This is a genomic window from Streptomyces sp. NBC_01210 (assembly GCF_036010325.1).
Taxonomy (GTDB): domain Bacteria; phylum Actinomycetota; class Actinomycetes; order Streptomycetales; family Streptomycetaceae; genus Streptomyces.
Genome location: NZ_CP108549.1, coordinates 1,624,501 through 1,647,250, shown reverse-complemented (window position 1 = coordinate 1,647,250; position 22,750 = coordinate 1,624,501). Strand labels below are relative to the sequence as shown.

20 protein-coding genes are annotated in these 22,750 nt (G+C 68.7%); 17 read left to right on the top strand and 3 right to left on the bottom strand.

Features of this window, described 5'->3' with window-relative positions; translation table 11 throughout:
• Positions 1 to 49 precede the first annotated feature (49 nt).
• The 5 genes from yajC to OG735_RS07285 all read left to right on the top strand — a co-directional run bounded on the left by yajC (position 50) and on the right by OG735_RS07285 (position 6,997).
• Positions 50 to 571, top strand: coding sequence for a preprotein translocase subunit YajC (gene yajC, locus OG735_RS07305; protein WP_327322310.1), 522 nt, complete (start codon positions 50 to 52; stop codon positions 569 to 571).
• A gap of 146 nt (positions 572 to 717) precedes the next feature.
• A complete protein-coding gene (gene secD, locus OG735_RS07300; protein ID WP_327322309.1) occupies positions 718 to 2,484 on the top strand; it encodes a protein translocase subunit SecD in 1,767 nt (588 codons plus the stop codon).
• Position 2,485: 1 nt separating this feature from the next.
• The gene (gene secF, locus OG735_RS07295; protein WP_327322308.1) at positions 2,486 to 3,595 is read left to right on the top strand and encodes a protein translocase subunit SecF; all 1,110 of its coding nucleotides are present in this window, start codon (positions 2,486 to 2,488) and stop codon (positions 3,593 to 3,595) included.
• A complete protein-coding gene (locus OG735_RS07290; protein ID WP_327322307.1) occupies positions 3,592 to 4,134 on the top strand; it encodes an adenine phosphoribosyltransferase in 543 nt (180 codons plus the stop codon). The genes secF and OG735_RS07290 overlap by 4 nt, the downstream gene beginning before the upstream one ends.
• 286 nt (positions 4,135 to 4,420) lie before the next feature.
• Positions 4,421 to 6,997, top strand: a complete 2,577-nt coding sequence (locus OG735_RS07285) for a RelA/SpoT family protein (protein WP_327322306.1) — start codon at positions 4,421 to 4,423, stop codon at positions 6,995 to 6,997.
• Between the two features lie 187 nt (positions 6,998 to 7,184).
• Here OG735_RS07285 and OG735_RS07280 read toward each other — a convergent pair whose 3' ends face one another.
• On the bottom strand, positions 7,185 to 8,414 hold the full coding sequence (locus OG735_RS07280; RefSeq protein ID WP_327322305.1) for a DUF349 domain-containing protein: 1,230 nt from the start codon (positions 8,412 to 8,414) through the stop codon (positions 7,185 to 7,187).
• Between the two features lie 154 nt (positions 8,415 to 8,568).
• Positions 8,569 to 9,357: a peptidylprolyl isomerase gene (locus OG735_RS07275; RefSeq protein ID WP_327322304.1), complete on the bottom strand. Its 789-nt coding sequence runs from the start codon at positions 9,355 to 9,357 to the stop codon at positions 8,569 to 8,571.
• A gap of 154 nt (positions 9,358 to 9,511) precedes the next feature.
• Here OG735_RS07275 and OG735_RS07270 point away from each other — a divergent pair, with 154 nt between their 5' ends.
• The 4 genes from OG735_RS07270 to OG735_RS07255 all read left to right on the top strand — a co-directional run bounded on the left by OG735_RS07270 (position 9,512) and on the right by OG735_RS07255 (position 13,826).
• Positions 9,512 to 10,219, top strand: coding sequence for an MBL fold metallo-hydrolase (locus OG735_RS07270; protein ID WP_327322303.1), 708 nt, complete (start codon positions 9,512 to 9,514; stop codon positions 10,217 to 10,219).
• A 12-nt stretch (positions 10,220 to 10,231) separates the two neighbouring features.
• Positions 10,232 to 11,494 (top strand): histidine--tRNA ligase, encoded by a 1,263-nt coding sequence (gene hisS, locus OG735_RS07265; protein WP_327322302.1) that lies wholly within the window; start codon positions 10,232 to 10,234, stop codon positions 11,492 to 11,494.
• A gap of 250 nt (positions 11,495 to 11,744) precedes the next feature.
• Positions 11,745 to 12,380 (top strand): vitamin K epoxide reductase family protein, encoded by a 636-nt coding sequence (locus OG735_RS07260; protein ID WP_327322301.1) that lies wholly within the window; start codon positions 11,745 to 11,747, stop codon positions 12,378 to 12,380.
• 78 nt (positions 12,381 to 12,458) lie between these two features.
• Positions 12,459 to 13,826, top strand: a complete 1,368-nt coding sequence (locus OG735_RS07255) for a replication-associated recombination protein A (protein ID WP_327322300.1) — start codon at positions 12,459 to 12,461, stop codon at positions 13,824 to 13,826.
• A 110-nt stretch (positions 13,827 to 13,936) separates the two neighbouring features.
• Here the strand turns inward: OG735_RS07255 and OG735_RS07250 are convergent, their stop codons facing one another.
• Positions 13,937 to 14,644 carry a DUF2470 domain-containing protein gene (locus tag OG735_RS07250; protein WP_327322299.1) on the bottom strand — a complete coding sequence of 236 codons (708 nt, stop codon included), beginning with the start codon at positions 14,642 to 14,644 and terminating at the stop codon, positions 13,937 to 13,939.
• A 188-nt stretch (positions 14,645 to 14,832) separates the two neighbouring features.
• Between OG735_RS07250 and rpsD the strand changes: the two genes are divergently transcribed.
• The 8 genes from rpsD (at position 14,833) to OG735_RS07205 (ending at position 22,728) form a co-directional block, all read left to right on the top strand.
• Positions 14,833 to 15,447 carry a 30S ribosomal protein S4 gene (gene rpsD / locus OG735_RS07245; protein ID WP_266542113.1) on the top strand — a complete coding sequence of 205 codons (615 nt, stop codon included), beginning with the start codon at positions 14,833 to 14,835 and terminating at the stop codon, positions 15,445 to 15,447.
• Between the two features lie 569 nt (positions 15,448 to 16,016).
• Complete coding sequence (locus tag OG735_RS07235) at positions 16,017 to 16,451, top strand: DUF948 domain-containing protein (RefSeq protein WP_327322298.1); 435 nt, start codon at positions 16,017 to 16,019, stop codon at positions 16,449 to 16,451.
• Positions 16,452 to 16,457: 6 nt separating this feature from the next.
• Complete coding sequence (locus OG735_RS07230) at positions 16,458 to 16,787, top strand: DUF6167 family protein (RefSeq protein ID WP_327322297.1); 330 nt, start codon at positions 16,458 to 16,460, stop codon at positions 16,785 to 16,787.
• Positions 16,787 to 19,471, top strand: a complete 2,685-nt coding sequence (gene alaS / locus OG735_RS07225; RefSeq protein WP_327322296.1) for an alanine--tRNA ligase — start codon at positions 16,787 to 16,789, stop codon at positions 19,469 to 19,471. The genes OG735_RS07230 and alaS overlap by 1 nt, the downstream gene beginning before the upstream one ends.
• Positions 19,472 to 19,476: 5 nt before the next feature.
• Complete coding sequence (gene ruvX, locus OG735_RS07220) at positions 19,477 to 19,941, top strand: Holliday junction resolvase RuvX (RefSeq protein ID WP_327322295.1); 465 nt, start codon at positions 19,477 to 19,479, stop codon at positions 19,939 to 19,941.
• A 104-nt stretch (positions 19,942 to 20,045) separates the two neighbouring features.
• Positions 20,046 to 21,755: an endolytic transglycosylase MltG gene (mltG, locus tag OG735_RS07215; protein ID WP_327322294.1), complete on the top strand. Its 1,710-nt coding sequence runs from the start codon at positions 20,046 to 20,048 to the stop codon at positions 21,753 to 21,755.
• Entirely contained in the window at positions 21,752 to 22,588 is an 837-nt protein-coding gene (locus tag OG735_RS07210; protein WP_327322293.1) for a shikimate dehydrogenase, read from the top strand. The genes mltG and OG735_RS07210 overlap by 4 nt, the downstream gene beginning before the upstream one ends.
• Positions 22,585 to 22,728 (top strand): hypothetical protein, encoded by a 144-nt coding sequence (locus OG735_RS07205; RefSeq protein ID WP_327322292.1) that lies wholly within the window; start codon positions 22,585 to 22,587, stop codon positions 22,726 to 22,728. Before OG735_RS07210 ends, OG735_RS07205 begins: the two co-directional genes overlap by 4 nt.
• The last annotated feature ends 22 nt before the right edge of the window (positions 22,729 to 22,750 follow it).

Sequence of the window (22,750 nt, the reverse complement as noted above, 5' to 3'; positions counted from 1 at the left end):
TAGATAAGGCCGCCTCACCAGCGCGGTCGTGCGAAGGAAGTTCCGTCCCGTGAGTCTCGTGACCCTCCTCCCCTTCATCGTGCTCATCGGGGCCATGTTCCTGATGACCCGGTCCGCCAAGAAGAAGCAGCAGGCGGCTGCGCAGATGCGCAACGAAATGCAGCCCGGCACCGGTGTCCGGACGATCGGGGGCATGTACGCCACCGTCAAGGAACTGCACGACGACACGGTCCTCCTCGAGGTGGCCCCCGGCGTCCACGCCGTCTACGCCAAGAACGCCATCGGCGCGGTCCTCGACGACGAGGAGTACAACCGCATCGTGCACGGCGACGGCGACCTCAAGGTCGACGGCCAGATCGTGCCGGACGACGCTTCCTCGCTGACGGAGACCACGGACTCCGACGCCAAGGACTCCGACTCGTCGGACGCCGCCAAGATCGACCTCGGCAAGAAGCCCGAGGACGAGATCGAGGCGAAGGACGAGGTCACGCCGAAGGACGACGAGGTCACGCCGAAGGACGATGCCACGCCGAAGGACGGCAAGGCCGAGGGCGAGACCGACGCGAAGTAGTCACGATCGGGGACCGCGGCGGCGCCCACCGGCGTCCGGCGGTCCCCGGGCCGTGCTGACTTCTGCGCGGGCAGGTCCCCACAACACTTCGTGGCCGCCCCGGCGCACACCCGGCACGGGACGGTTGGACAGGGAGAAACGAGAAGGTGGCAGCACCGAATAGGGGCCGAAGGCCCGCGGGGGCTCAGAGCAAGCCGGGGCGTGCCCTGGCCTTGATTCTGATCGCCATGGTCGCGCTCACAGGCGGAATGTTCCTGGCGGGTCAGCTCACACCGCGTCTGGGTATCGACCTGGCGGGCGGTACGTCCATCACGCTCGAGGCGAAGAACACCGTCGGCAACAAGAACGCCATCAACGAGACCAACATGAACACCGCGGTCGGCATCATCGAGCGCCGTGTCAATGGTCTGGGCGTCACCGAGGCCGAGGTTCAGACCCAGGGCCAGAAGAACATCATCGTCAACATCCCCAAGGGGACGAATTCTCAGCAGGCCCGTGAGCAGGTCGGCACCACCGCCCAGCTCTACTTCCGGCCGGTGCTGACCGTCGCCGCCGGGACCCCCACGGCTCCGCAGCCCACCCCGAGCGCCTCGCCGTCCGGCAAGGCAAAGGACGGCAAGGACAAGGCCGGCAACAAGGAGACGGTCAACCCGCCGGCCTCCGCCACGCCCTCGGCCACTGCGACCACGCAGGGCCGCGCCGTCACCGACGCACTGAAGGCCGCGACCCCGACTCCGAACCCCTCGGACGCCGGCAAGCCCAAGACCGCCGAGACGCCGAAGCCCACCCCCTCGGGTGCCGCGGCGGGCGCGGACAAGCTGCAGAAGCAGTTCCTGGCTCTCGACTGCACGAAGGAGAAGGCCCGCGTCGCGGCCGGCGAAAACGTCCTGCCCACCGCTCCGACGGTCGGCTGTGGCAAGAACTCCGAAGGCGTGTGGGAGAAGTACCTGCTGGGCCCGGCCGAGGTCAACGGCAAGGACGTCGACGACGCCAAGGCCACGATCGACCAGCGGACCGGTCAGTGGATCGTGCAGATGGACTTCACCGACGGCGGCTCCAAGAAGTTCCAGAAGATCACGAGCCGGTTGTCGCAGCAGCAGCCCCCGATGAACCAGTTCGCCATCGTCCTGGACGGCGAGGTCGTCTCGGCCCCCTCGGTCCGCGAGACACTGAGCGCCAACGCCGAGATCTCCGGCAGCTTCACCCAGCAGTCCGCACAGGACCTGGGCAACATCCTGTCGTACGGTGCGCTCCCGCTCTCCTTCCATGAGCAGAGCGTCCAGACCGTCACCGCGGCGCTGGGCGGCGAGCAGCTGCAGGCCGGCCTCATCGCCGGTGCGATCGGCCTCGCGCTGGTCATCATCTACCTGGTGGCGTACTACCGCGGCCTGGCTCTGATCGCGATCCTGAGCCTCATCGTCTCGGCGATCCTGACGTACACGATCATGGCTCTGCTCGGCCCCGGCATCGGCTTCGCCCTGAATCTGCCCGCGGTGTGTGGTGCGATCGTTGCGATCGGTATCACCGCGGACTCGTTCATCGTGTACTTCGAACGCATCCGGGACGAGATCCGCGAGGGCCGTACGCTCCGGCCCGCCGTCGAGCGTGCCTGGCCGCGTGCCCGGCGCACCATCCTGGTCTCCGACTTCGTGTCGTTCCTCGCCGCCGCGGTGCTCTTCATCGTCACCGTCGGCAAGGTCCAGGGCTTCGCGTTCACGCTCGGTCTGACCACCGTGCTCGACGTGGTCGTGGTGTTCCTCTTCACCAAGCCGGTCATGACGCTCCTCGCCCGCAAGAAGTTCTTCGCGAGCGGTCACCCGTGGTCCGGTCTGGACCCGAAGCGGCTCGGCGCCAAGCCCCCGCTGCGCCGCTCCCGCCGCGGCTCCGTCCCCACCGACCCGAAGGAGGCGTGAGATGTCGCGACTCGGCAGCCTCGGCGCCCGGCTCTACCGCGGCGAGGTCGGCTATGACTTCGTCGCCAAGCGGAAGATCTGGTACGGGATCTCGATCCTGATCACCATCACGGCGATCGTCGGCCTGGCGGTGCGGGGTCTCAACCTTGGCATCGAGTTCAAGGGTGGCGCCGTCTTCACCACCCCGAGCACGAGCGTCTCCGTCAGCCAGGCCCAGTCCTACGCCAAGGAGATCTCGGGCCATGAGGCGATCGTCCAGAAGCTCGGCAACGGCGGGCTGCGGATCCAGGTCAGCGAGCTCGACCAGGCCCAGGCCAACAAGGTCAACGAGACGCTTTCCGGCAAGCTGAACATCCCGAAGGACAAGATCAACGCCGAGATCGTCGGCCCCAGCTGGGGTGAGCAGATCGCCAACAAGGCATGGACCGGTCTCGCGGTCTTCATGCTCCTGGTGGTGATCTATCTCGCGATCGCCTTCGAGTGGCGGATGGCCATCGCCGCCCTGATCGCGCTGATCCACGACCTCACGATCACCATCGGTGTGTACGCGCTCGTCGGCTTCGAGGTCACGCCGGGCACCGTGATCGGTCTGCTGACCATCCTCGGTTACTCCCTCTACGACACCGTCGTCGTCTTCGACGGTCTCAAGGAGGGCTCGAAGGACATCACCAAGCAGACCCGCTACACCTACAGCGAGATCGCCAACCGCAGCCTCAACGGCACGCTGGTGCGTTCCATCAACACCACCGTCGTCGCGCTGCTGCCGGTGGCCGGCCTGCTCTTCATCGGTGGCGGCTTCCTCGGCGCGGGCATGCTCAACGACATCTCGCTGTCGCTGTTCGTCGGTCTCGCCGCAGGTGCGTACTCCTCGATCTTCATCGCCACGCCGCTCGTCGCCGACCTCAAGGAGCGCGAGCCCCAGATGAAGGCGCTGAAGAAGCGGGTGCTCGCCAAGCGCGCGCAGGCCGCGGCCAAGGGCGAGTCGGCGGAGGACTCCGACGACGAGTCGGGCGAGCCGCAGAACGAGGTGGTCGGCGGCACCGCCGCGGCGGGTGCCGTGGTGGGCCCGCGCAACCGGGGTCGCGGCCGTCCTTCGGGCAAGCGCCGATGACCGTCGGTACGCAGGAGTTCCTGCTCAGCCGTATTCGTGATGTCCCCGACTATCCGAAGCCGGGGGTGATGTTCAAGGACATCACGCCTCTGCTCGCGGATCCCGAGGCCTTCACCGCCATGACCGACGCGCTCGCCGGGTTCTGTGTACGTCACGGGGCCACGAAGATCGTCGGTCTGGAGGCGCGCGGCTTCATCCTGGCCGCGCCGGTCGCGGTCCGCGCCGGGCTGGGGTTCATTCCCGTACGCAAGGCGGGCAAGCTCCCCGGAGCGACGCTCTCCCAGGCGTACGAGCTGGAGTACGGCACTGCCGAGATCGAGGTGCATGCCGAGGACCTTCAGTCGGGCGACCGTGTCATGGTCATCGACGATGTCCTCGCCACCGGCGGCACGGCCGAGGCCTCGCTGGAGCTGATCCGCCGGGCCGGCGCCGACGTGGCGGGCGTCGCGGTCCTCATGGAGCTCGGTTTCCTCGACGGCCGGGCCCGCCTGGAGCCGGCGCTGCGCGGGGCTCCGCTGGAGACTCTGATCACGATCTGACGCATCGCATCGCATCGCATCGCAACGCAAACGCAATGCTTCGCTTCGGCAGTGGGCACCCCGGGATCTTCCCGGGGCGCCCATTGTTCTGTCCGCCGGCCGGCGTGCTCGGCTCCTCGCTGCAACAGTGCGGAGACAGGAAGTGACGACGGGCAGACGGCGGGTATCCGGATGCCCTCTTCCGTCAAGTGCGGACCTGCAGCCTCGTGAGCACCGTGACTCCTGGGTCGATACCATGGCCTCTCCGGACCTGACCGGGGGACCCGGAACCGCACGAGGAGCGCTCTTGCCAGACGAGGCCCAGCCCGCCGCCGCGCAGCCCGACCAGCAGGCCGAAAAGGCCGCGGCAGCCCCTGTCACGCCCGAGAAGAAGCCGGCGGAGAAGTCAATGCCGGCAGTGCCCGAGCGTGCGAACGGTGCGGCCCCGGTCTCTGCCGCCAAGTCCACGCCTGCCGCCAAGTCCACGCCTGCGGACAAGTCCATGCCCGCCGTCAGGCCCACGCCTGCGGGCAAGTCCACACCAGCGGCCAAGCCCACGCCCGCCTCCGTGCCCCGGACCGGCGGCTCCTCGAACCGCGTACGCGCCCGCCTCGCCCGCCTGGGCGTGCAGCGCTCCTCGCCGTACAACCCCGTCCTGGAACCGCTGCTGCGGATAGTGCGCAGCAACGACCCCAAGATCGAGACTTCGACGCTCCGCCAGGTCGAGCGTGCCTACCAGGTGGCCGAGCGCTGGCACCGCGGCCAGAAGCGCAAGAGCGGCGACCCGTACATCACGCACCCGCTCGCCGTCACCACCATCCTCGCCGAGCTCGGCATGGACCCGGCGACCCTGATGGCCGGGCTGCTGCACGACACCGTCGAGGACACCGAGTACGGCCTGGACACACTGCGCCGCGACTTCGGCGACCAGGTCGCCCTCCTCGTCGACGGCGTCACCAAGCTCGACAAGGTCAAGTTCGGCGAGGCCGCACAGGCCGAGACCGTACGCAAGATGGTCGTCGCCATGGCCAAGGACCCGCGCGTCCTGGTCATCAAGCTCGCCGACCGGCTGCACAACATGCGCACCATGCGCTATCTCAAGCGGGAGAAGCAGGAGAAGAAGGCCCGCGAGACCCTTGAGATCTACGCGCCCCTGGCCCACCGCCTGGGCATGAACACCATCAAGTGGGAGCTGGAGGACCTCGCCTTCGCGATCCTCTACCCCAAGATGTACGACGAGATCGTGCGGCTGGTCGCCGAGCGCGCGCCCAAGCGTGACGAGTACCTCGCCATAGTGACCGACGAGGTCCAGTCCGATCTGCGCGCCGCCCGCATCAAGGCGACCGTCACAGGCAGGCCGAAGCACTACTACAGCGTCTACCAGAAGATGATCGTCCGCGGCCGTGACTTCGCGGAGATCTACGACCTGGTGGGCATCCGCGTCCTCGTCGACAGCGTCCGCGACTGCTACGCCGCACTCGGCACCGTCCATGCGCGATGGAACCCGGTCCCCGGCCGGTTCAAGGACTACATCGCGATGCCGAAGTTCAACATGTACCAGTCGCTGCACACCACGGTGATCGGCCCCAACGGCAAGCCAGTCGAGCTGCAGATCCGTACCTTCGACATGCACCGCCGTGCCGAGTACGGCATCGCGGCGCACTGGAAGTACAAGCAGGAGCCCTCCGCCGGCGCCTCCAAGGTGCGTTCCGACGTACCGAAGAAGGCCGGCAAGGACGACAACATCAACGACATGGCGTGGCTGCGCCAGCTCCTCGACTGGCAGAAGGAGACCGAGGACCCCAGCGAGTTCCTCGAGTCCCTGCGCTTCGACCTCTCCCGCAACGAGGTCTTCGTCTTCACGCCGAAGGGCGACGTCATAGCGCTGCCGGCCGGCGCCACGCCCGTCGACTTCGCGTACGCCGTGCACACCGAGGTCGGCCACCGGACCATAGGGGCGCGGGTCAACGGACGGCTCGTCCCGCTCGAATCGACCCTCGACAACGGCGACCTGGTGGAGGTCTTCACCTCCAAGGCCGAAGGCGCCGGACCCTCCCGCGACTGGCTGGGCTTCGTCAAGTCGCCCCGGGCGCGCAACAAGATCCGCGCGTGGTTCTCCAAGGAGCGTCGCGACGAGGCCATCGAGCACGGCAAGGACGCCATCGCGCGGGCCATGCGCAAGCAGAACCTGCCGATCCAGCGCATTCTCACCGGCGACTCGCTCGTCACACTGGCGCACGAGATGCGCTACCCGGACATCTCGTCCCTGTACGCGGCGATCGGCGAGGGCCATGTGGCCGCGCAGGGCGTCGTACAGAAACTGGTGCAGGCCCTCGGCGGCGAGGAGGCCGCGAGCGAGGACATCGCCGAGAGCACACCGCCCACGCACGGCGGCCGCAGCAAGCGCCGCGCCAACGCCGACCCCGGCGTGGTCGTCAAGGGCGTCGAGGATGTCTGGGTCAAGCTCGCCCGCTGTTGTACGCCCGTCCCCGGCGACCCCATCATCGGCTTCGTCACGCGCGGCTCCGGCGTATCGGTTCACCGGGCCGACTGCGTCAACGTCGACTCGCTCTCGCAGCAGCCGGAGCGCATCCTCGAGGTCGAATGGGCCCCGACCCAGTCGTCCGTCTTCCTGGTCGCCATCCAGGTCGAGGCGCTCGACCGGTCCAGGCTTCTCTCGGACGTCACCCGCGTCCTGTCGGACCAGCACGTCAATATCCTGTCTGCGGCCGTCCAGACCTCCCGCGACCGGGTGGCCACCTCGCGCTTCACCTTCGAGATGGGCGACCCGAAGCACCTCGGGCACGTACTGAAGGCGGTACGGGGCGTGGAGGGCGTCTACGACGTGTACCGGGTGACCTCGGCCCGCAGCAGCGGGGCATGAGCCGCAGGCCGTAGCCGGGCAGTGGCCGCAGCCCCCAGCCGGACATCCCGGCAGTGGCCGCAGCCCCCAGCCGGACATCCCGGCAGTGGCCGCAGCCCCCAGCCGGACATCCCGGCAGTGGCCGCCCCCAGCCGGACATGAGGCGGCCCCGGTACGCATCCCGTACCGGGGCCGCCTGCGGGGCCTCTCAGCCGCCGAACTCCTCCAGGCCCTTCAGGGCCTGGTCGAGCAGTGCCTGCCGGCCCTCGAGCTCCTTGGCGAGCTTGTCGGCCTTGGTGTTGTTGCCCGCCGCGCGCGCCGCGTCGATCTGTCCGCGCAGCTTGTCCACGGCCGCCTGGAGCTGACCCGTCAGACCCGCGGCACGCGCACGCGCCTCAGGGTTCGTCCGGCGCCACTCGTTCTCCTCGGACTCCTGCAGGGCACGCTCCACCGCGTGCATCCGGCCCTCGACCTTGGGCCGGGCGTCACGCGGTACGTGGCCGATGGCCTCCCAGCGCTCGTTGATGGACCGGAAGGCGGCACGCGCGGCCTTGAGGTCCGTCACCGGCATCAGCTTTTCGGCCTCGACGGCGAGCTCCTCCTTGAGCTTGAGGTTCTCGCCCTGCTCGGCGTCCCGCTCGGCGAAGACCCCGCTGCGCGCGGCGAAGAAGACGTCCTGGGCGCCGCGGAAACGGTTCCACAGGTCGTCCTCGGCCTCGCGCTGGGCGCGGCCTGCTGCCTTCCACTCCGCCATCAGCTCGCGGTAGCGGGCGGCCGTCACACCCCAGTCGGTCGAGCCGGAGAGCGACTCGGCCTCGGCGACCAGCTTCTCCTTGGCCTTACGGGCCTCCTCGCGCTGCGCGTCCAGCGAGGCGAAGTGCGCCTTGCGGCGCTTGGAGAACGCGGACCGCGCGTGCGAGAAACGGTGCCACAGCTCGTCGTCGGACTTCCGGTCGAGCCGGGGAAGGCCCTTCCAGGTGTCCACCAGCGCGCGCAGCCGCTCGCCCGCGGAGCGCCACTGCTCGCTCTGCGCCAGCTCCTCGGCCTCGGCGACCAGCGCCTCCTTGGAGTGCCGCGCCTCGTCGTTCTGCTTCGCCTTCTGGACCTTGCGCTCCTCGCGGCGCTTGTCCACCGTCGCGACGAGAGCGTCGAGGCGGACACGCAGCGCGCCGAGGTCACCCACGGCGTGATGCTCGTCCACCTGCTGACGCAGATGATCGATGGCGGTCTGGGCGTCCTTGGCCGAGAGATCGGTGGTCTTCACCCGCCGCTCGAGGAGGCCGATCTCGACCACCAAGCCCTCGTACTTGCGCTCGAAGTAGGCCAGGGCCTCCTCGGGAGTGCCCGCCTGCCACGATCCGACGACCTGCTCGCCATCGGCAGTACGCACGTACACGGTGCCCGTCTCATCGACACGGCCCCACGGGTCGCTGCTCACAGCGCCTCCTCCACCTGATGCCCGCAAGAGGGTGTTGCCCCCGGGCATCGTCCACAGTTTCCTGGGGGCGGGCTGCTCGCCCGCCCTGCACAACGCCAATCTAGGCGACCGGCCGCCCGGCTGTCCGCACTCAGCGCGGCCGAAATTGCCCGGCTCACACCTTCGTGACAGCCGCCTTCTCGATGGTGACGGCCTTCTTCGGGCCGCCGTCCTGGGCCCCGCCCGCGACTCCGGCCTTCGCCACGTCCTGGACGACCTTCAGGCCCGCCTCGTCCATCATTCCGAACGGCGTGTAGCTGGGCGGCAGCTTTGTCTCCTTGTAGACGAGGAAGAACTGACTGCCTCCGGAGTGCGGCTGGCCGGTATTGGCCATCGCCACCGTCCCGGCCGGATACGTCACCGTGCCGTCGGCGGCCGCCTTACCCAGCGCGGTCAGATTCTCGTCGGGGATCGTGTAGCCGGGCCCGCCCGTGCCGTCGCCCTTCGGGTCGCCGCACTGCAGCACGAAAATGCCCTGCGTGGTCAGCCGATGACACTTTGTGCCGTTGAAGTACCCCTTGTCCGCGAGGGACTTGAAGGAGTTCGCGGTGTGCGGGGTCTTCGCCGCGTCCATCGCGATCTTGATGTCGCCCTCGTTCGTCTTGAGCGACATCGAGTACTTCGCCGCTTTGTCGATCGCCATGGCGGGCTCGGGGCTGGTGCTCTCGCTCTTGGACGGGGTGGCGCTGGGGGACTGGCTGTCGTCCGCCGACTCCTTGACCTTGGCGTCCCCGTCGGAGAGCCCGACCGAGGCGTACGCGGCGCCCCCGGCGAGCACCAACACGACCGCAGCCGCGATGATCGTATTCCGCTGCTTCGCCTTCCGGGACTTCTGCCGACGCTGCTGCTGGCGCTCGAACTTCTCCCTGGCGAGCTGACGCCGCCGCTGATCGCTGCTGACCACCGGGTCTTCTCCTTGTATGTCGCGTGATGCCGACCGGCCGAGTGTGCCCCGTACCGTATACGGGTTGGCTGTGGGACGAGCAGCGCCGGTAGGCTCTGATCTGCTGCAATTCAATACAGCTTTATCCCTCTCGACGACCACACCGAGGACGAACGTGCTTATTGCCGGGTTCCCCGCAGGGGCCTGGGGGACCAACTGTTACCTGGTCGCCCCGGCCGCAGGCGAGGAGTGCGTGATCATCGACCCCGGCCACCAGGCCGCTCAGGGAGTCGAAGAAGCGCTTGCGAAGCATCGGCTCAAGCCTGTCGCCGTCGTGCTGACTCATGGCCACATCGACCATGTCGCCTCGGTCGTGCCGGTGTGCGGAGCCCATGACGTACCCGCGTGGATCCACCCCGCGGACCGGTACATGATGAGCGACCCGGAGAAGGCGCTGGGCCGGTCGATCGGGATGCCGCTGATGGGCGAGCTGACCGTGGGAGAGCCGGACGACGTCAAGGAACTGACCGACGGCGCCGAGCTGCGCCTCGCCGGTCTCGACTTCTCGGTCGCGCATGCGCCCGGCCATACCAAGGGGTCGGTGACGTTTCAGATGCCCGAGGCCGATGACATCCCGTCGGTCTTCTTCTCGGGAGATCTGCTCTTCGCCGGCTCCATCGGACGCACGGACCTGCCCGGCGGCGACCACGCCGAGATGCTCGAGTCACTGGCGCGTGTGTGCCTGCCGCTCGACGACTCGACCGTGGTGCTGTCCGGCCACGGCCCCCAGACGACCATCGGCCGCGAGCGTGCCGCCAATCCGTACTTGCGGGATGTGGCCGCCGGCCTCGGGAGCGCCGAAGCTCCCCGACGAGGAATGTGACGAGAGTTTCCCGTGAGCACCTTTCAGGCCCCCAAGGGCACGTACGACCTGATTCCGCCGAAGTCCGCGGTGACCCTCGCTGTGCGTGAGGCGATCGCCGCGCCGCTGAAGAACTCCGGCTACGGCTATATCGAGACGCCCGGATTCGAGAACGTCGAGCTGTTCTCGCGCGGTGTCGGCGAGTCCACCGACATCGTGTCCAAGGAGATGTACGCCTTCGAGACCAAGGGCGGCGACAAGCTGGCGCTGCGTCCCGAAGGCACCGCGTCCGTGCTGCGCGCGGCGCTGGAGGCCAACCTCCACAAGGCCGGCAACCTGCCGGTGAAGCTCTGGTACTCGGGCTCGTACTACCGCTACGAGCGCCCGCAGAAGGGCCGCTACAGGCACTTCTCGCAGGTCGGCGCCGAGGCGATCGGCGCTGAGGACCCGGCGCTCGACGCCGAACTGATCATCCTGGCCCACCAGGCGTACCGCTCGCTCGGACTGCGCGATTTCCGCATCCTGCTGAACTCGCTGGGCGACAAGGAGTGCCGCCCCGTCTACCGGGACGCGCTGCAGAGCTTCCTGCGCGCGCTCGAGCTGGACGAGGACACCCGGCGCCGGATCGAGATCAACCCCCTGCGGGTCCTCGACGACAAGCGCGCCGAGGTGCAGAAGCAGCTGGTGGGCGCGCCGATGCTGCGCGACTATCTGTGCGACGCGTGCAAGGCGTACCACGAGGAGGTGCGTGAGCTGCTGACCGCGGCGGGTGTCGGGTACGAGGACGACGAGAAGCTGGTGCGCGGCCTCGACTACTACACGCGCACGACGTTCGAGTTCGTCCACGACGGTCTCGGCTCGCAGTCCGCAGTGGGCGGCGGCGGCCGCTACGACGGCCTCTCCGAGATGATCGGCGGCCCGGCGCTCCCGTCGGTCGGCTGGGCACTCGGCGTGGACCGTACGATCCTGGCGCTGGAGGCGGAGGGCATCGAGCTCGAACTCCCCTCCACCACCAGCGTGTTCGCGGTCCCGCTCGGCGAGGAGGCGCGGCGCGTACTCTTCGGCCTGGTGACCGAGCTGCGCCGGGCGGGAGTGGCGGCCGACTTCTCGTACGGAGCGAAGGGCCTGAAGGGCGCGATGAAGAGTGCGAACCGCTCGGGCGCGCGGTACACGGTCGTGGCCGGTGAGCGCGACCTCGCGGAGGGCGTCGTCCAGTTGAAGGACATGCAGTCCGGCGAGCAGTCGCCGGTGCCGCTGGCGGACGCGGCGAACACGATCCGCGAACGCCTGGCCTGATACCCGGGCCGGTTGCGGGGCTCCGCCCCGGACCACGCGCCTCAAACGCCGACGGGCTTGCGGATCAGGCCCGTCGGCGTTTGAGGACACGTCCGAAGGGCGTACGGGGGCCTGGGAGGAGCTTGCTCCCGTAGGTGAGCAGTCCGGGACGACCGTCCGTACATCCTTATGTCCATCGAACGGTGGACGCGGGGGCGAGTGCGGCAGAATGACCCTGCCCCAGCTGGCTACTGAGCGATGGATCGGCGATATGAAGACTGCACCTGTTGACGACGTGTCCTCCGGCCGGCAGGCCGACGGCTCCAAGGGCACGATCGGTGGCAGTCGTGCCTTCGCCTGGCTGCTGGTGATCACGGGTGCGGCGGGGCTGCTGGCCTCGTGGGTGATCACGATCGACAAGATCAAGCTGGCGGAGGACCCGTCGTTCACCCCGGGCTGCAGCCTGAACCCGGTCGTCTCCTGCGGCAACATCATGAAGAGCGATCAGGCCTCGGCGTTCGGGTTCCCGAATCCGATGATGGGTCTGGTGGCGTACTCGATGGTGATCGCCATCGGGGTCGCGCTGCTGGCCGGGGCGCGCTACCGCCGCTGGTACTGGCTCGGTCTCAACGCCGGCTGTCTCTTCGGCGTCGGTTTCTGCACCTGGCTGCAGTACCAGTCGCTGTACAACATCAACTCGCTGTGCCTGTGGTGCTCGCTGGCCTGGGTCGCCACGATCGTGATGTTCTGCTACGTCACTCTGCACAACATCAGGCACTACGTCATCAAGGTCCCGGAGGGGCTGCGGAAGGGCCTGCTGGAGTTCCACTGGATGCCGCCGGTGCTGTGGATCGGGATCATCGGCATGCTGATCCTGACCCGCTGGTGGGACTTCTGGACCAGCTGACCCGGCCGGGCGGGGCTGTCAGTGGCCTACTGCATCCTCCCGGGGGACACCCCCGGACCCCCCAGTAGGCTTCACAGCGTGGAGCCCGACCTCTTTACCGCCGCAGCCGAAGAACGCCAGGAGAAGGATCCGTCCAGCAGCCCCCTGGCCGTTCGGATGCGTCCGCGCACCCTCGATGAAGTCGTCGGCCAGCAGCATCTGCTGAAGCCGGGATCGCCGCTGCGCCGACTCGTCGGCGAAGGCGGCGGCGGCCCCGCAGGCCCCTCGTCCGTGATCCTCTGGGGCCCGCCCGGCATCGGCAAGACGACCCTCGCGTACGTCGTCTCCAAGGCCACCAACAAGCGCTTTGTGGAGCTCTCCGCGATCACCGCGGGTGTCAAAGAGGTCCGGGCGGTCATCGACGGCGCCCGCCGCGCTGTCGGCGGCTTCGGCAAGGAGACCGTCCTTTTCCTCGACGAGATCCACCGCTTCTCCAAGGCGCAGCAGGATTCTCTGCTGCCTGCCGTGGAGAACCGCTGGGTCACGCTGATCGCCGCCACCACCGAGAACCCGTATTTCTCGATCATCTCCCCGCTGCTCTCCCGCTCCCTGCTGCTCACACTGGAATCGCTCACCGACGAGGATCTGAGCGGACTGCTGCACCGGGCGCTCACCGCGGAACGCGGACTGGGCGGCGTGGTCGCACTTCCCGAGGACTCCGAGGCGCATCTGCTGCGTATCGCGGGCGGCGACGCCCGCCGGGCGCTGACCGCGCTCGAGGCCGCGGCCGGCGCGGCGATCGACAAGAGCGAGAAGGCGATCAGCCTCCAGACGCTGGAGGAGACTGTCGACCGCGCTGCGGTGAAGTACGACCGCGACGGCGACCAGCACTACGACGTGGCGAGCGCTCTCATCAAGTCCATCCGCGGCTCCGATGTGGACGCGGCGCTGCACTATCTGGCGCGCATGATCGAGGCGGGGGAGGACCCGCGGTTCATCGCCCGCCGGCTGATGATCTCGGCGAGCGAGGACATCGGCCTCGCGGACCCGACGGCTCTGCCGACCGCGGTTGCCGCCGCTCAGGCCGTGGCCATGATCGGTTTCCCCGAGGCGGCCCTCACCCTCAGCCACGCCACCATCGCGCTGGCGCTGGCCCCCAAGTCGAACGCCGCCACCACCGCCATCGGCGCCGCGCTCGCGGACGTACGGAACGGACTGGCCGGAGCGGTCCCGCCGCATCTGCGCGACGGCCACTACAAGGGTGCGGCCAAGCTCGGCCATGCCCAGGGCTATGTCTATCCGCACGATGTGCCGGGCGCGATCGCGCCCCAGCAGTACGCCCCGGACGCGGTGCACGGCAAGCGCTACTACGAGCCCACGCGGTACGGCGCGGAGGCGCGCTACGCCGATGTGGTCGAGAAGGTGCGCGAGCGGCTGCGCGTGGAGGGCCAGGCCGAAGGGCGGTGAAGGGCGGTGAATCCGGCGAACCTACGCCGCCCCACGCCGACCCACGCCGGTCTACGCCGACCCACGCCGACCCGCGCCGGTCTACGCCGACCCACGCCGACCCGCGCCGGTCAGTGCGAAGCCGCCTCGAAGAGCGTGTGCATCGCCCGGCGCAGCTCGGTGACATCGCGTACCGGCGTGGGAAAGTCGAAGCGCGCGTCGAAGCACTGCTCGCCCACGAACCGCACCCGCAGCCCGAACCGGTCCAGCGCCAGTGGCACCGCGCGCTGCCGGTTCACCGTCCCGTCCGTTCGCTCCCCGAGCAGCCCGCACAGCCGCTGCACCTGCTCGCCGTGCGCGGAGTGCAGGTGCTGCAGCAGGCCGGCCTCGTGCGCCACGAGAGGATCGACGGACGCCTGCGCGAACTCCTCCGGCTCCACGCTCTCCGCGCCCCACAGATCGTCGACGTACGCCTCACCCACCTCGAGCCGCAGCATCGTGCAGCCGGGCTCTGCCAGGCCGGGTACGCAGGTGAGCCAGCCGGAGATCCAGGCGCGGCCGCGGATGCGATGGGGCACGGAGACCGGCGCGACGTCGGTGATCTCCAGCACAGCGGACAGCTCGTCGTCCTGCGCGTGCGTGGCGGCCCGCACGGCCGGTGAGTCGGCCGGAAACAGCAGGAACACCTCGCCGTCCTGCCCCACGACCCGTGCTCGAGGTGTCAGCTGCTCAGAACGTGTCAGCTGCTCAGGACGTGCTCCGTCCAGCCCCGCGATGAGCACCACCGCGGAGCATGTACTCTGTACGAGAGTTCGTGTGCGCTCGGCTGCTGACGGCATTCGAGTGATTTCAAGCCCGCTGGGACGCGGCTGACCATGAGCTGATCGGACCTCCGTCGCCTCGATGCTCTGTGAAGCGTCGACGTTCTTTGTGCTGTCCGTGATGCGTTTGGTGTTCCCAGGGCGAGACATGCGATCTCCTTGAGTAAGGTGAGCCTAACCTAACCTACAACGGAGGTCTGGAGAACGTGCCTAACCAGTCGCGTCCCAAGGTCAAGAAGTCACGCGCGCTCGGTATTGCGCTGACGCCGAAGGCTGTCAAGTACTTCGAAGCCCGCCCCTACCCGCCGGGCGAGCACGGCCGTGGCCGCAAGCAGAACTCTGACTACAAGGTGCGTCTGCTCGAGAAGCAGCGTCTGCGCGCCCAGTACGACATCAGCGAGCGCCAGATGGCGCGTGCCTACGACCGCGCCAAGAAGGCCGAGGGCAAGACCGGCGACGCGCTGGTCATCGAGCTCGAGCGCCGCCTCGACGCCCTGGTCCTGCGTTCGGGCATCGCCCGCACCATCTACCAGGCCCGTCAGATGGTCGTCCACGGCCACATCGAGGTCAACGGTGGCAAGGTCGACAAGCCGTCGTTCCGCGTCCGTCCCGACGACGTCGTGATGGTCCGCGAGCGCAGCCGCGAGAAGTCGCTCTTCCAGGTCGCGCGTGAGGGTGGCTTCGCCGCCGACGGCGAGACCCCCCGCTACCTGCAGGTCAACCTGAAGGCCCTGGCGTTCCGCCTGGACCGCGACCCGCAGCGCAAGGAAGTTCCGGTCATCTGCGACGAGCAGCTGGTCGTCGAGTACTACGCCCGCTGATCAAGGCGTAGCTCACAGCGCTTCAGCCCGCCGCTTCCCCGCCCTTACCGGTGGGGGAGCCGGCGGGCTCTCGCGTTCCCAGGGCCGCCGGACGGACCGCAGGCTGCCGACCCAAGCTGCGGGCGCGGTCGATCCGGCGCCGCCGGTCGGGATTCGCGGAGCGTGGCGAGTTCGGCGAGCCAGACGCCGTCGCCGTACCGATTCTGCAGTGCTGCGGCGCCCTGCACGGCGAACCGCGACTTCCCGACGCCGCCCGTTCCGGCCACGGTGACGAGCCGGGAGTTGTCGAGGAGGCGGCGTAGCTCGGCCAGTTCTTCGGCCCGGCCGACGAACCGGTTCAGCTCTGCGGGGAGATTGCCCTGGGCCGGACGATGATTTGTCGGCGGAGGCGCAGGAGCGATGGTCGCGTCGTATGGAACACCGTGCGTACCGACATGTGTGCACTCCGTACAATCGGCTTGTGCAACCCCCTTCCCCCGCCCGGAATGCGGTAGGGGGTGCGACCCTGGGCGCGATAGGGTCGGAGGACGATTTTCGAGGACCCATCGACGAGCAGAGAGCGGTGCAGAGTGACCGGTGGAGAGGTTGCCGGGATCCTGGTGGCCGTCTTCTGGGCGATCCTGGTCTCCTTCCTCGCCGTGGTGCTGGTGAGGCTGGCCCAGACGCTCAGGGCGACCACCAAACTCGTGGCGGAAGTGACCGAGCAGGCGGTGCCGCTGCTCGCCGACGCCTCCGCGACGGTGCGCTCCGCGCAGACCCAGCTCGACCGGGTCGACGCCATCGCGACGGACGTCCAGGAAGTCACCTCCAACGCATCGGCGCTCTCGACGACCGTCGCCTCGACCTTCGGCGGCCCGCTGGTCAAGGTCGCCGCCTTCGGCTATGGCGTACGCCGGGCCATGAGCCGCAGGAGCGATGACACGCCAGCCGCGGCGCCGTCCCGTCGTGCGGTGATCGCCGGCCGCACCGTGCCGGCCGCCCGGCGCAAGAAGCGGAAAGGCTGACGCTCGATGTTCCGCCGTACTTTCTGGTTCACCGCGGGCGCCGCAGCCGGCGTCTGGGCCACCACCAAGGTCAACCGCAAGCTCAAGCAGCTGACCCCCGAGAGCCTCGCGGCGCAGGCCGCGAACAAGGCGATCGACGCGGGCCACAAGCTCAAGGACTTCGCACTCGACGTCAGGGCCGGCATGGTCCAGCGCGAGGCCGAACTGGGCGAGGCGCTGGGCCTGGAGGCACCCGCCGAGCCCGAACTCCCCGCGCAGCGACGCTTCGCTGCCATCGACCGACCGAAGCACACGTACAACTCGTACCCCTCGCACAACCGGAATGAGGACCACTGATGGAGTCGGCTGAAATCCGCCGCCGCTGGCTGAGCTTCTTCGAGGAGCGCGGGCACACCGTCGTGCCTTCGGCGTCGCTCATCGCGGACGACCCGACTCTGCTGCTGGTCCCCGCGGGCATGGTGCCGTTCAAGCCGTACTTCCTCGGTGAGGCCAAGCCGCCCGCCCCGCGCGCCACCAGCGTGCAGAAGTGCGTCCGTACGCCGGACATCGAAGAGGTCGGCAAGACCACCCGCCACGGCACGTTCTTCCAGATGTGCGGCAACTTCTCCTTCGGCGACTACTTCAAGGAAGGCGCCATCACCTACGCCTGGGAGCTGCTGACCAGCTCTGTGGCCGACGGTGGCTACGGACTGGACCCCGAGCGGCTCTGGATCACGGTCTACCTCGACGACGACGAGGCCGAGCAGATCTGGCGCGACAAGATCGGCGTACCGGCCGAGCGCATCCAGCGCCTGGGCAAGAAGGACAACTTCTGGTCCATGGGCGTCCCCGGACCCTGTGGCCCCTGCTCCGAGATCAACTACGACCGTGGCCCGGAGTTCGGCGAAGAGGGCGGCCCGGCCGTCAACGACGAGCGCTATGTGGAGATCTGGAACCTGGTCTTCATGCAGTACGAGCGCGGCGCCGGCGACGGCAAGGAGGACTTCCCGATCCTCGGCGACCTGCCGTCGAAGAACATCGACACCGGCCTCGGCCTCGAGCGTCTCGCCATGATCCTGCAGGGCGTACAGAACATGTACGAGACCGACACCCTGCGCGTCGTCATGGACAAGGCCACCGAGCTCACCGGCGTGCGCTACGGCGCCGACCACGGCTCGGACGTCTCGCTGCGCGTGGTCGCCGACCACATCCGTACGTCCGTGATGCTCATCGGCGACGGCGTCACCCCCGGCAACGAGGGTCGCGGCTATGTGCTGCGACGCATCATGCGCCGCGCCATCCGCAATATGCGGCTGATGGGCGCCACCGGACCGGTCGTCGCCGAACTCGCCGACACGGTCATCAAGACCATGGGCGAGCAGTACCCGGAACTGATCACCGACCGCAAGCGCATCGAGGCCGTGGCCCTCGCCGAGGAGGCCGCGTTCCTCAAGGCCCTCAAGGGCGGCACCAACATCCTCGACACCGCCGTCACCGAGACCAAGGCTTCGGGCGGCAAGGTCCTCTCCGGCGACAAGGCGTTCCTGCTCCACGACACCTGGGGCTTCCCGATCGACCTCACCCTGGAAATGGCTGCCGAACAGGGGCTCTCCGTGGACGAGGACGGCTTCCGCCGTCTGATGAAGGAGCAGCGGGAGCGCGCCAAGGCCGACGCCAAGGCCAAGAAGACCGGTCACGCCGATCTGTCCGCCTACCGCGCGGTCGCCGACAACTCCGGCTCCACCGAGTTCACCGGCTACTCCGCCACCGAGGGCGAGTCGACGATCGTCGGCCTGCTGGTCGACGGTGTTCCGTCGCCCGCCGCCACCGAGGGCGACGAGGTCGAGGTCGTACTCGACCGCACGCCTTTCTACGCCGAGGGCGGCGGCCAGCTGGCCGACCAAGGGCGGATCAAGCTCGACACCGGCGCCGTCATCGAGATCCGCGATGTGCAGCAGCCGGTCCCGGGTGTCAGCGTGCACAAGGGTTCGGTGCAGGTGGGCGAGGTGACGGTCGGCGCCTCCGCCTACGCTGCCATCGACATCAAGCGTCGCCGTGCCATCGCCCGCGCCCACAGCGCCACGCACCTCACGCACCAGGCGCTGCGCGACGCCCTCGGCCCGACTGCCGCCCAGGCCGGTTCGGAGAACTCGCCGGGCCGCTTCCGCTTCGACTTCGGTTCGCCCGCCGCCGTACCCGGCACGGTGCTCACCGACGTCGAGCAGAAGATCAACGAAGTCCTCGCCCGTGAACTCGACGTCCAGGCCGAGGTCATGAGCATCGACGAGGCCAAGAAGCAGGGCGCCATCGCCGAGTTCGGCGAGAAGTACGGCGAGCGCGTGCGTGTTGTCACCATCGGTGACTTCTCCAAGGAGCTCTGCGGCGGTACGCACGTGCACAACACCGCCCAGCTGGGCCTGGTGAAGCTGCTCGGCGAGTCGTCGATCGGTTCCGGGGTGCGCCGTATCGAGGCTCTCGTCGGCGTCGACGCCTACAACTTCCTCGCCAAGGAGCACACGGTCGTCGCCCAGCTCCAGGAGCTGGTCAAGGGCCGTTCCGAGGAGCTCCCCGAGAAGATCTCCGCCATGCTCGGCAAGCTGAAGGACGCCGAGAAGGAGATCGAGAAGTTCCGCGCGGAGAAGGTTCTGCAGGCCGCCGCCGGTCTTGCCTCGGGTGCCAAGGACGTACGTGGCGTGGCTGTCGTCACCGGCCAGGTGCCGGACGGCACCGGCGCCGACGATCTGCGCAAGCTGGTCCTCGACGTCCGCGGCCGGCTGAATCAGTCGTCGGGGGCCGGCGACCGCCCGGCCGTGGTCGCCCTGTTCACCACGGCCAACGGCCGCCCGCTCACGGTCATCGCCACCAACGAGGCCGCCCGTGAGCGCGGTCTCAAGGCCGGTGACCTGGTCCGTACCGCCGCCAAGACCCTCGGCGGCGGCGGTGGCGGCAAGCCGGACGTCGCCCAGGGCGGCGGCCAGAACCCGGATGCCATCGGCGACGCCGTGGCGGCCGTCGAGCGCCTCGTCGCCGAGACGGCCTGACGCTGATGCGCAGAGGACGCCGTCTCGCGATCGACGTCGGGGACGCCCGGATCGGGGTCGCCTCGTGCGACCCCGACGGGGTCCTCGCCACGCCGGTGGAGACCGTGCCGGGACGCGATGTCCCGGCCGCCCACCGGCGGCTGCGGCAGATCGTCGAGGAGTACGAACCGATCGAGGTCGTCGTGGGCCTGCCCCGCTCGCTCAGCGGCGGTGAGGGCCCGGCCGCGGTCAAGGTCCGCGGCTTCGCGCAGGAGCTCGCACGCGGCATCGCTCCCATTCCGGTCCGACTGGTCGACGAGAGGATGACCACAGTGACGGCCAGTCAGGGGCTTCGCGCTTCGGGCGTGAAGTCCAAAAAGGGCCGGTCCGTCATCGACCAGGCTGCCGCTGTGGTGATCCTTCAGAACGCTCTGGAGTCCGAACGGGCGTCCGGTGAGGCACCCGGCGAGGGCGTCGAAGTGGTTGTCTGATCGCGATACGGTAACGTTCCGCGCGATGCGGCGGTGTTCGAACAGCTGCCGCACAGCAAAGAGGCGGGACGGCTCAATGCCCGCCTCGCGGCCCTAGGGGATCGATGACTGAGTATGGCCGGAGCTCCGGCTCCGAACCGTGGCATCCCGAGGACCCCTTGTACGGGGACCAGGGATGGGGAGGACAGCAGGCTGCAGCCAGCCAGCCTCCGTACGGCGGCCAGCCGCAGCAGCAGTACCCGCAGCAGCCGCAGCAGTACGGCAACCAGCAGGACCCGTACCAGCAGGACCCGTACCAGCAGCAGTACGACCAGCAACAGCAACAGCAGTACGACCAGCAACAACAGCGGTACGGTCAGCAACAACAGCAGCAGTACAACGGCCAGCAGCAACAGCAGTACAACGACCAGCAGCAGTACAACGGTGCCTGGGACACCGGCCAGCACCCCGCCATGCCGTACGGAGTGGACCCCGCCGACACATACGGCGGCCGGCAGCCCGGCTATGGCAGCCAGCAGGAGGCCGACTACTACGCCACTCCTGAGGCCTACCCGCCGCCGCAGCCCCCCGGCCGACGTCAGGCCGAGCCGGAGCCGCCCACGTCCGACTGGGATGCGGAGGCGCCGCAGGAGGAGACCCACCCCTTCTTCACCGGCGACGACGGCCGGGACGACGACGGTGAGTACGACGACGAGCCGCGCCGGGGCGGCGGCCGCGACGGCCGCGGCAAGACCAAGAAGAAGAGCCGCAACGGCGTCGCCTGTCTGGTTGTCTCGCTGATTCTCGTCGGCGGCCTCGGCGGTGCCGGCTACTTCGGTTACCAGTTCTGGCAGGGCCAGTTCGGCGCGCCCGAGGACTACACCGGCGCCGGAAGCGGCTCGGCCCAGATCGACATCCCCAAGGGGGCGGGCCTCGGAGAGATCGGCACCATCCTCAGGGAGGCCGGTGTCGTCAAGAGCTCGGGCGCCTTCGTCTCCGCCGCCGACGGAAAGAGCATCGAAGCCGGCGTCTATACGCTCGCCAAGGGCATGTCCGGCAAGAACGCGGTAGCCGCCATGCTCAACCCGGCCAGCCGCAACAACCTGATCGTCCCCCCGGGCAAGCGCAATTCCTGGGTCTACGAGCAGATCGACAAGCGCCTCGGAGTCAAGGCGGGAACCACCAAGGCCGTGGCGACGGCCAAGGTGAAGACCCTGGGCCTGCCCGACTGGGCCGATGACAACCGGGACATCAAGGACCCGCTGGAGGGTTTCCTCTACCCCGATACGTATCCGGTCGCCAAGGGTATGAAGCCGGAAGCTGTCCTTCAGAAGATGGTCGCCCAGGCGAACGAGGCATTCGGCAAGAGGGACCTCAAGGCCGAGGCCGCGAGGCTGGGCCTGAAGTCGCCGCTCGAGGTTCTCACTGTCGCGAGCCTCGTCCAGGCCGAAGGCAAGTACAAGCAGGACTTCGACAAGGTCTCGCGAGTCGTCTACAACCGCCTCAAGCCGAACAACGCCGAGACGGTCGGGCGCCTCGAGTTCGACTCGACGATCAACTTCATCAAGAGCGAGAGCACTCTCGACGTCGGTTCCGTGGACAACCTGCGGAAGATAAAAGATCCGTACAACACGTACGACATCAAGGGTCTGCCGCCGGGCCCGATCAGCAACCCGGGCCTGGACGCCTTCGGCTCGGCGCTCAACCCGACGCCCGGCCCCTGGTACTACTTCGTGTCGATCACCGAGGACGAGACGCTCTTCGCGGTCACCAACGCGGAGCACGAGCGGAACCGTAAGAAGTACGAAGAGCAGCAGGAGAAGAACAGGCAGTGAGCACTCCGAAGCGGGCGGCGGTCCTCGGATCGCCGATCGCCCACTCCCTCTCTCCGGTCCTGCACCGGGCGGCCTACGCGGAACTCGGCCTCGCCCACTGGTCGTACGACCGTTTCGAGGTGGACGAGGCGGGGCTGCCGGAGTTCGTGGAGAGGCTCGACGACTCCTGGGCCGGGCTGTCGCTGACCATGCCGCTCAAGCGCGCGATCATTCCGCTGCTCGACGGCATCAGTGACACCGCGGCCTCGGTTGAAGCCGTCAACACGGTGGTCCTCACCGAGGACGGCCGCCGTCTCGGCGACAACACCGATATCCCCGGCATGGTCGCCGCACTGCGCGAGCGGGGCGTCGACAAGGTCGAATCGGCCGCGGTGCTGGGCGCGGGCGCGACCGCGTCGTCCGCTGTCGCCGCGCTCTCGCGGGTCTGTACAGGACCGGTCACCGCCTATGTACGCAGTGCCGCCCGGGCGGACGAGATGCGCGGCTGGGGCGAGCGGCTCGGTGTCGAGGTGCGTATCGCCGACTGGGCCGAGGCCACCGCGGCGCTGCGTGCGCCGCTGGTCATCGCCACCACGCCGGCCGGTGCCACCGACGAGCTGGCGCACGCCGTACCGGCCCGCCCCGGGACGCTCTTCGACGTGCTGTACGACCCCTGGCCGACCGCACTCGCCGCCGCCTGGTCGCGGCACGACGGAGACGTCGTCGGCGGCCTCGACCTCCTGGTCCACCAGGCGGTGCTTCAGGTCGAGCAGATGACGGGGCGGACCCCCGCCCCGCTCGCGGCCATGCGGGCCGCCGGAGAGAAGGCGCTGACCAGCGGCGGAACTGCGTGAATCTCGCAGGGCGCGTCCCGGAGATCACCGTCAGGTTCCTTCTGCACATGGTGCCTCCCCAGGCGTACGCCGGACTGGCCGTCGGTATCGCCGTGATCGTGCTGCTGGTGAGGCTGAGGCGGGCCCGGGCGTCCGGTTGATGGACCGGAGACCAGGTCACGG

Excerpts from the sequence above, each read along its gene's own strand:
- OG735_RS07230 (WP_327322297.1), top strand. The coding sequence starts at position 16,458 with ATGTTCCGCCGTACTTTCTGGTTCACCGCGGGCGCCGCAGCCGGCGTC.
- OG735_RS07250 (WP_327322299.1), bottom strand. The coding sequence starts at position 14,644 with ATGCCGTCAGCAGCCGAGCGCACACGAACTCTCGTACAGAGTACATGC.
- alaS (WP_327322296.1), top strand. The coding sequence starts at position 16,787 with ATGGAGTCGGCTGAAATCCGCCGCCGCTGGCTGAGCTTCTTCGAGGAG.
- OG735_RS07260 (WP_327322301.1), top strand. The coding sequence starts at position 11,745 with ATGAAGACTGCACCTGTTGACGACGTGTCCTCCGGCCGGCAGGCCGAC.
- OG735_RS07290 (WP_327322307.1), top strand. The coding sequence starts at position 3,592 with ATGACCGTCGGTACGCAGGAGTTCCTGCTCAGCCGTATTCGTGATGTC.
- ruvX (WP_327322295.1), top strand. The coding sequence starts at position 19,477 with ATGCGCAGAGGACGCCGTCTCGCGATCGACGTCGGGGACGCCCGGATC.
- secF (WP_327322308.1), top strand. The coding sequence starts at position 2,486 with ATGTCGCGACTCGGCAGCCTCGGCGCCCGGCTCTACCGCGGCGAGGTC.
- mltG (WP_327322294.1), top strand. The coding sequence starts at position 20,046 with ATGACTGAGTATGGCCGGAGCTCCGGCTCCGAACCGTGGCATCCCGAG.